The following is an 8334-nucleotide window of genomic DNA, read 5'->3' on the forward strand; positions in this document are numbered from 1 at the left end:
ATAGGGGCGGCCGTTGCAGGAATAGACAAAGGGTACATGGTAATGACCGCTTTCATCCGCGGGCCAGGCAATGGTGCGGCCCATCAGTTCCCAGGCACCCACTAACGGGGCCTCCACTTTGAAGCCTTTGCTGTAGCGTTCAGCCTGGTGGATTTTGCCGGCGACGTTGGTGTTTTCTTTTTTGGCTTCGACTACGGCTATGGGGGTCAGGCCTGCAAACAGAACGTAATCGGCCCGGCCCTTCTCGCCGTTATGGTTGGTGGGCCATTCGGCAATAGCCCGGTGGTGGCCCTTCTCTGGGCGAGCGCCTTTCTGGTATGTGAGCTCCTGGCTGTCTGCTTCCCAGCCGGCTTCAACAAGTTGCTGGTCTATCAGAATGCGGGTGAGTTCTTCGTTCAGCACCAGGGTGTCGCTGGCTGCCTTTGTTTGTCTGGCAACCTGTTTGCGCTGGGCGCTGATTGTGTTCTCTCCCTGGTCTGAGAGCTTCTGCTGCAAAGATCTTATTTTGTCTTCGTAGGCTTGTTGCTGTTCTGTCAGGGCTTGCTCATGTTGGCGGGCTTGTTCCGCCAGGGACCGGGATTCTTCATCCATGGCCATCGCCAGGGCTTCATACTCTGTTTTTTCTTTTTCGATCAGCTGGCTGAGTTGCTGGCTGCTGTCCAGCTCCATGTTCGCCTGCTGCAGGTCGTGGCGCAGTTTTTCAATATCTGTATGCAGCTGGCGTAGCTGCGCGCTGGGGTCGGCTGGCGGTACAAAGGGGCCAGGCTTGAAGTGGGTACCCGCTTTGCCAAACGACTTGTGGAACCAGATGGCAAGTTCTCTGGCCAGTTTAAGGCCGTCCATCGCTTCCTTGTGGCGGGTGCGAAACTGGTGTGTTGCCCGGTTCCCTTCAATGCGCAGGGTATGGAAAAGCTCTTTTACCTGGGGCTCAAGGTGCAGTTCTTTGTTGAGCCGATAGAGAAGATCCGACTGGCTTGTTTTTTCGTCGAAGTCGATGCCGGAAAGGGCTGCGAGATGCTGGGCAAGGGCTTCGCCGAGCTGACGGAGTTTAATGAGGGTAGTGTTGGGGTCGCTTGAAAACGCACGTTCAGCAGCGCTGGAAAGCTCAACGAAAAGAGGGTCGTGTTCAGCCAGAAAGGCAAAATTTGCCGGTGGGTTAATGCCTTCCTGCACAGTTAACTCCCAACGAGAAGATTGAATTGTTGTAGGTGGTTACTTTACTAACTTTTACGACTTTATCAGCGATCTTTGGATAGGCCAACTTATCAATCGGGGGCTGTTATTTTATCAAATCGGTGATCGGAGGGTTGGCGGTATCTTCGATAGGCCGCATCGAAAGTGCCACAAAACAAAAAGGCCCTACGCTTTCACGTAAGGCCTTGAAAAATATGGCGCGCCCGAGAGGATTCGAACCTCTGACCTCTGCCTCCGGAGGGCGCCTTCGGTAGATAACGCAAAGTGGTCGGCCACGGTCTGAATAGGTGTAACTTGTTGCCTTAGTGGGCGTTTTTTTGAGAAGACCGAAGCGGTCTTAAACGAACAAGCCCACATGACCCTACCCCAGAATCTGGTGGGGCTGACAGGTTTAAGTTGCTGCAGGTTATTTGGATTTACGCGCTAGAAAATATATTTTACAGTTTGTTATTCTTATGATTAGGGGTCGGAATCATTACTCGCGTGGCAAGGTAATATGTTTGAAAATCTTAATTGTGGATGACCACCAACTATTCGCTGACGCTTTAACTATCACATTAAAGAATAAATATGCTGATGCGATAATTGACACCTGTGATCAGCCCAGGTACTTGCTGGACAATCGGCCTTTATTGCGAGGATATGATCTGGTGATCCTTGATCAGGCCATGCCGCACCTGGATGGCCTGAGCCTGTGGCACCTGATTGGGGGGTTGATGAGCAATGCAAAGGTGCTGGTGTGTTCAGGCTCTGCCACGGAGGTTACGGTTCGTCGTGCGCTGCAACTGAAGGTCAACGGTTTTGTAGACAAAAGTGAATCTGTGGACCAGATCCTGTTTGCCATCCGTGAGGTAATGGCTGGCAGAAGCTATTTCTCAGAGTCCTTCCTTCTGATGTCCGGCTCCACTCCAGAAGAAGCGCTTACCCTGACCCGTCAGCAGCTGGCGATTCTGGTGATGATTCAGGAAGGTCACAGTAACAAGGAAATTGCCCGCCAGTTGTTTGTGAGTCTCAACACGGTAAAAACCCATTTGCGGCTTCTGTACGAAAAACTGGAGGTCGCCAATCGTACCTCCTGTATAGCAAAGGCCCGCAATCTGGGGCTCCTTTAAGGGGTTCCCTGCAGTGACAGCATTTCCGCCAATTTTGCCGTTAGTGTGTCGGCGGCTACAGGTTTGAACAGCACATCAATATCATCCGGTAGTGTCTGGATAAATTCAGGGGTGGTATTGCCTGTAATAATCAGTGTTGGAACTGGCTGGCGAAACAGGGCAGTGACCGCTTCGATCACATTTCCTGCATTGGTGCCCGGGCCTATCTGGTCATCGGTAATCACTACCGAAGGCGGCATGCCTCTTTCTTTCAGTGCCTTTAGAGCCGATTCCAGTGAATGGTGGGCTGAGACTGTGGCACCCCGGCTTTCCAGTAACCTGCCAAGTGCTTCGGTGATGTCTTTATCATCATCAATCAATAGCACTGTGACTGTTTCGAACAGTGGCAGGTGCTGGGCCAGCCTGCCGGCTGGCTGAGGCCGGAGGGTTGCGGCCGCGGCCAATGACAGGGTAAATGTGGTTCCTTCCCCCTTGCGTGACTGCATGTTTACAGGGATATCACACAGGGCCGCAAGTTTACTGACGATGGCCAGCCCCAGCCCCAGGCCGTTCTGGATGGAGCTGTGATCATTGTCGATCTGCATGAACTCCTCGAACACCTCGGACTGATAGGCTTCGTCGATACCGATACCTGTGTCGCTGATATCCAGCAGCAGCTGATTTCCTTCCTGTCGTGCACTGAGGCGAATTTGCCCCCGGGGTGTGTATTTCAGGGCATTGCTGAGCAGGTTACGGACGATACGGGTGAACATAACCGCATCTGTAAAAATGTGCTGGTCAGCCAGGTTATTCATTTCCAGGGTCAGGCCTTTGGCCCGGACCTGTGGGGTGATTTCGTCGATGACGGGTTGCAGTGTGTCGGCAAGGTTAATGACCCGTTTGCGGGGTTTCAGCCGCTGGGACTGAAGCCGTGAGAGCATTAACAAATGTCCAAGCAGCTCATTGCACGAGGCAATGGCACTATCCAGTTTGCGAACAATATCCGGCTGGGGTTCCGGGTTGTTCTTGAGCATGGCGGAATACAGGGTGGCGGCCTGCAAAGGCTGGCGCAGGTCGTGGCTGGCGGCAGCGAGAAAACGGGTTTTACTGTCACTGGCTTTATGGGCCAGTTCGCTGGCCTGCTCCGCTTCAATTCGCAAGGCAATGGTGCTGATCTGGGAGCGATGGACGTAAAGGCTGAACAGGACCATGGAAAGCAGGTTGGCAAGGGGTATGACCTTGATAATAAGGGGTGATTCCGGAACAAAAATCAGTATGAAAGCCAGCCAGGACAGAAATACCGGAGTGATGAAACTGATAAAAATATCCGGGTAAACAGCCATGGAAACAGAAGGCACAGAAGTGGCCATGGATAGGAGCACCAGGCAGGTCAGCAAGATGACAGGGGTGGTGCCCTGAAGGAAAAGATAAGGAAACGCAGACCAAAGGATGGCCCAGATCAGGGCCAGATAAAGATTTATCCGGTGCCATTTTTCGGTTTTCTGTGATTCCTGATCCCTGTTCCCGTTATAAAAACGGGTAATTGCAAAGGACTGTATCCCGACGCAAAGGAGTAACGCATACCAGCCAAAAAAAGAGGGTTCCCTGAGCATATCCATAAAGAAAAGGGGAAGCGCCGCAGCGACGCAGAATGACAGGATCATGCGAGACCCAACCTCATCCATGAACAGGTTGTGGCGCTCCTGAAGAATACGTTCGCGATTATCTGTCATCGAATCTCGAAAGGGCTTTGGCATGGTTGGCGCCCAGGCAAAATAAAGGTGTCCAGTCTAGCCCGATTCTATTCACCTGTAAGTGTTTTCTGATGGAATTCACCCATCAGGGTGAAGAAAAAGAATTCTCCCCGGTGCTCTAATGAATCCTTCTCTGGGACAATCATGACTGTCGGGGTATACGTGATGAACAAGAAACAACTTTCCAAACTGGGAGCCGCCATTGCGGTAGCGACCTTGATGACCGCATGTGGCGGAGGCTCCTCGGGTTCAGGTGGCGAAAGCTCCTCGGGTTCAGGTGGCGGAGGTTCCTCCGAGTCAAACACAGGAGAAACTGGCACCACAGTGACAGAAACCGGAAATAGCTTCGTGGTGTTTCCCGCTGCTGGCAGCAGTAGCCCGGTTGTCGCTATCCGTTCTTACAATGTCAGTGCTCAGGCTGAAGCGTTTGTTGAGTACCTGTATAAAACCGACGGCACTGCCTCCGGTACCGTCAAGATCGTTGATGACAATAACAACGGTTTTGAAGTGGGTCGCTTCGGCAGCGGCTACATGGCGGAACTGGACGGCACGTTCTACTTTGCAGGCAAGGACAGCAACGGTGATGTAGAGCTGTGGGCCACCGACGGCACCGGTGCGGGCACCGAGCGTGTGGCGGATATCTATCCCAATGGCAACGGTCAGCCACACAATATGGTGCCGGCAACCGGTAAGTTGTTTATGAATGCGGTGGTGGATGACGCCAGTGGTGTGGGCCGCGAGCTAGTGGTTTTCGACCCCGCTTCCGGTGCGGTAGAAGCACTGACGTCGACTATTGATGGCAACCCGACCAGCAATACGGCGCCTGAGTCCCTGACCCCGGTGGATGGCGGCCTGTTCTTCTTTGATCAGGATGCCGGCGATGTCTACTTCACCGATGGTACGGCGGCAGGAACCGCGAAGATCGCCACCAATAACGACACCATCACCGGCGGGTCTCTGACGAAATACCCGCAACTGATTAACGATGATGATTGGCTGGGTTATAACGGCAAGCTGCTGTTTACCGGGCGTTTCAACGCCACCGATGCAGAAACTCGTCTGTACGAGTTGGATCAAGATGGCAATATCGAGGAAGTAGCCTTTGATGATGGTGGCAGCACGGTACGGCTCAATATCACTCAGAATGTGGTAATCAGCAACGATAAGGTGTATTTCGTTGCGGATAAGGGGACCAGCAGCACAGACCTGAATATCTTCGAGTATGACGGCAGCACAGTGACCAACCTGACCGCCAGCGAAGCCAATAAGCCTTATGACGAAGATCTGGTCGGCACCTCACTGGGTGTGTTTATGTACGTGGAGCAAGCCGGGCTAACCCCGTATCTTCTGCGCATCGATAACACCAGTGGCACTGCAGAAATTGATCCGGCCGTGCGTAGCACGGGAGATTATTCCTTCTCTGATGTTCAAGCCTGGTCCATGGTGGAGGTTAACGGTACGGTGTTCTTTGCGGCGGATACCGAAGGCTCCGGTGGCAGTGATTTCGGTACCGAACTGTGGAAGACCGATGGCACCTCCCAGGGAACGGAGATGGTGAAGGATATTAATGATACAGCGGCGGGCGCAGGCTCCGAGCCTTACCCGCTGACGTTCATGTATCAGGTGGCACCAGCCGTCAATGGCGATCTGGGCAGCAAGTACCTGTTCGTTGCGAATGATGGCAGCTCCGGCCTGGAGCCCTGGGTATCCGATGGCTCGGAAGAGGGCACGGTTATCCTGAAGGATATCAGCGCCGGATCGGGTAGCAGCGTTATCGACTGATTCCCCATGCGAAAAAGGTAGAAGTGCGCATGTAGAGGCTTTGTAGCGACCTGCTTCTACAGTTGGCAGGAAAATACCCCGGACAGTGTCCGGGGTATTTTTTTATATGGATTCGGATGACCCTACCCAAGGACATTAGACTGTATATGTCCCGGTACTATTCGGCGCTCACTATTTAAGCTTTTTTATCCTTTCAGACATTTTAGAGATTTGGACCTGTCAAGCAAAGAGCGAATATCCTTTTCACACGGCACAACATCATATGAGTTTCAATAGTAATGATTCGAATTCACATATACCATTTCGTGTTTGTGTTTGTGTTTGTGTTTGTGTTTGTCTACGTTTTTGATGGCTCTAATTTAAATGCTTCGGATGGATAAATGTTGACGGGCCTTCGCCACAGTTTAACTGAGAGCGAAAGAAGGTCTCCTCAAATCGTCTTTGGGAGAACCAGCCCCCTTGAAGGCCTTTTCTGTCTCGGCATCGGCTTCTCTGCGCCAAGGAGTCAGTAAATTGGAATTGATTCCGATATCCAAGGCTATCTGCCGACAACTCACATCGGGTTGGCGAGGCAAAGCAATGGCGTTGATCTGCGGGCAATACTGTGTCCAAACTGCTATGTGCCTGTATCCGTGCAAGGGTTAAAATTACTGCACCAAGCAAACGCCATTTAAATGCGTGGACACACCATGGACACAAATTGGACACAGAAAAACAAAAAGGCCCTACGCTTTCACGTAAGGCCTTGAAATCTATGGCGCGCCCGAGAGGATTCGAACCTCTGACCTCTGCCTCCGGAGGGCAGCGCTCTATCCAGCTGAGCTACGGGCGCATTCGAAATTGCAGATTACTCGTCAATTTCGAGTGCGCAATCTTACGTGCGCTGGGCGTTTCTGTCCAGCCCTTGGTGGTAAGTCACTGAATCAGGCCTGAGGCAGGCGCTGCCCGGGGGTGAGGCTTACCAGATGTTTGTCGTTACTGAAGCTCACTACGCCATCCTGAATAGAGACCTGAAGGTCCATAGAGCGTTCTGCCAGGGCTGCGAGCTCTGTGATTTTTTCTGCAGGCAGGTCGACGATGGTCAGGTTGCTAAACCGGGTTAGCTTGTTATGGTGTTTATCCCACCACACCGGTACAGCGCGGCCTCCGTAGGTATAGAGGATAACCTGCTTTGACCGGTTGCAGGCTTTGCGGATCCGGTCTTCGTCAGGAAGCCCTAGCTCTATCCAGAGTTCGATTTCATCGGACAACGATTTCTGCCAGAGTTCAGGTTCGTCATCGCTGCTCAGGCCTTTGGTAAACTCCAGGTTGTCACTGGCGTTCAGGGCGAAGGCCAGTAGTCTGATCATCATGCGCTCATCGGTTTCAGACGGATGGCGCGCTACAGTCAGGTGGTGGTCGCCGTAAAAGTGCCGGTCCATATCGGCAATATGGAGCGTAGCTTTAAATATGGTGGCTTTCAGTGCCATTGAGAATCCTGTGTTTTTGTCGGGCAGGGCAATAGTGTAAAGCAAATTCGAAGGGGCGGTGCATAGCAGTATGGTGATGTTGCGCGGTTTTCTGGTTCTGGTGGTGTTCTTCCTGCTTGGGGAAGCGTTGCGTTTTGGGGCCGGGTTGTCTGTCAGTGGGGGTGTTCTTGGCATGATCATGGTGACGTTCACCCTGATGCTTCGAGGCAAGGTCAGTGATGAGCTGGCGGAAGCCAGTAAGGGCCTGATCTCGGTATTGGTGCTTTTGATCACACCGGGGGTGGTTGGAGTTTTCTTTATCATCGACCAATTTGAAGGGTACTGGACAGCTGTTGTGGTGGCATTGGTGGTTGGCACGATGCTCAGCGTGGTGACGACATTATTCTTGATGAAGAAAATGGTCGCCTTGGCCGATGCAGGAGATGATCATGGCTGATGCGTCTGCTTTTAGTGATCTGCTGGTGGTCTGGACGTCAGGGCCGATGCTGTCCATTGCGTTAACGCTTGGCGCCTTTATGATGGCTCAGTGGTTGTTTAGCCGTTGTGGTCGGCCCTTGTGGATGCCACCCGTGGTAATAGCGTCGGTGTTGCTTGCTGTGGTGGTTGCGGTGTCTGGGCTGGGCTTTGAAGAGTATAACCGGGGCGCGGCCTGGCTGACGGTTCTGCTCGGGCCGGCTACGGTTGCTCTTGGTGTGCCGCTGTATCAGCAGATGCACCATATCCGTGCGCTCTGGAAACCGATCATCGCCACCTTGCCTGTGGCGGCCACGCTCGCTGCTGTGTATGCCTTGGGTATTGCCTGGCTGATGGGAGCGACACCCCTGGTTCTTGCTTCGCTGGCACCAAAATCAGTGACAGCCCCTATCGCTATGGGCATTGCAGAGCAATTAGGGGGCTCGGTGTCGCTGACCCTGGGTGGTTTGCTGATTACCGGCGTTCTGGCGTCCTTATTTGTCGATTGGGTCGCTAAATGGCTGAAGATTGACGATGAGCGAATTATTGGTTTCGCTTTGGGGTTGAATGGCCACGCGATTGGCACGGCAA

General features: G+C 52.8%; 7 protein-coding genes, 1 tRNA gene and 1 pseudogene. 4 read left to right on the plus strand and 5 right to left on the minus strand.

Features of this window, described 5'->3' with window-relative positions; genetic code table 11:
* Positions 1-1173, minus strand: a 1173-nt coding sequence (locus ABYA77_RS14180) for a DUF4145 domain-containing protein (RefSeq protein ID WP_372966619.1), incomplete at its 3' end; no start/stop codon positions are given.
* A 521-nt stretch (positions 1174-1694) separates the two neighbouring features.
* On the opposite strand from ABYA77_RS14180, the gene ABYA77_RS14185 reads away from it, so the two are divergent.
* Positions 1695-2306 (plus strand): response regulator, encoded by a 612-nt coding sequence (locus tag ABYA77_RS14185; protein WP_372966620.1) that lies wholly within the window; start codon positions 1695-1697, stop codon positions 2304-2306.
* On the opposite strand, the gene ABYA77_RS14190 is transcribed toward ABYA77_RS14185, so the two are convergent.
* On the minus strand, positions 2303-4018 hold the full coding sequence (locus ABYA77_RS14190; protein WP_372966621.1) for an ATP-binding protein: 1716 nt from the start codon (positions 4016-4018) through the stop codon (positions 2303-2305). The genes ABYA77_RS14185 and ABYA77_RS14190 overlap by 4 nt on opposite strands.
* A 165-nt stretch (positions 4019-4183) precedes the next feature.
* Between ABYA77_RS14190 and ABYA77_RS14195 the strand changes: the two genes are divergently transcribed.
* The gene (locus ABYA77_RS14195) at positions 4184-5821 is read left to right on the plus strand and encodes a hyalin (RefSeq protein ID WP_372966622.1); all 1638 of its coding nucleotides are present in this window, start codon (positions 4184-4186) and stop codon (positions 5819-5821) included.
* Positions 5822-6255: 434 nt separating this feature from the next.
* Here the strand turns inward: ABYA77_RS14195 and ABYA77_RS14200 are convergent.
* From ABYA77_RS14200 to ABYA77_RS14210, 3 genes and pseudogenes are all read right to left on the minus strand, one after another.
* Positions 6256-6441, minus strand: a pseudogene (locus tag ABYA77_RS14200) (transposase); the annotation flags it as partial.
* Between the two features lie 135 nt (positions 6442-6576).
* Positions 6577-6653: transfer RNA gene (locus tag ABYA77_RS14205), tRNA-Arg, on the minus strand.
* Between the two features lie 91 nt (positions 6654-6744).
* Positions 6745-7290 (minus strand): YaeQ family protein, encoded by a 546-nt coding sequence (locus ABYA77_RS14210; protein ID WP_372966623.1) that lies wholly within the window; start codon positions 7288-7290, stop codon positions 6745-6747.
* A gap of 70 nt (positions 7291-7360) precedes the next feature.
* Here ABYA77_RS14210 and ABYA77_RS14215 point away from each other — a divergent pair, with 70 nt between their 5' ends.
* The gene (locus ABYA77_RS14215; protein ID WP_372966624.1) at positions 7361-7726 is read left to right on the plus strand and encodes a CidA/LrgA family protein; all 366 of its coding nucleotides are present in this window, start codon (positions 7361-7363) and stop codon (positions 7724-7726) included.
* Positions 7719-8334: LrgB family protein (locus ABYA77_RS14220; protein WP_372966625.1), on the plus strand; the 616-nt coding region annotated here is incomplete at its 3' end. The genes ABYA77_RS14215 and ABYA77_RS14220, both read left to right, overlap by 8 nt.

This window comes from Marinobacter sp. (genome assembly GCF_041595835.1).
In the GTDB taxonomy this organism is placed as follows: domain Bacteria; phylum Pseudomonadota; class Gammaproteobacteria; order Pseudomonadales; family Oleiphilaceae; genus Marinobacter.

Bases quoted from the DNA above. Each gene is read 5' to 3' on its own strand.
- ABYA77_RS14195 (WP_372966622.1), top strand. From the start codon at position 4,184: ATGACTGTCGGGGTATACGTGATGAACAAGAAACAACTTTCCAAACTG.
- ABYA77_RS14190 (WP_372966621.1), bottom strand. From the start codon at position 4,018: ATGACAGATAATCGCGAACGTATTCTTCAGGAGCGCCACAACCTGTTC.
- ABYA77_RS14210 (WP_372966623.1), bottom strand. From the start codon at position 7,290: ATGGCACTGAAAGCCACCATATTTAAAGCTACGCTCCATATTGCCGAT.
- ABYA77_RS14215 (WP_372966624.1), top strand. From the start codon at position 7,361: ATGGTGATGTTGCGCGGTTTTCTGGTTCTGGTGGTGTTCTTCCTGCTT.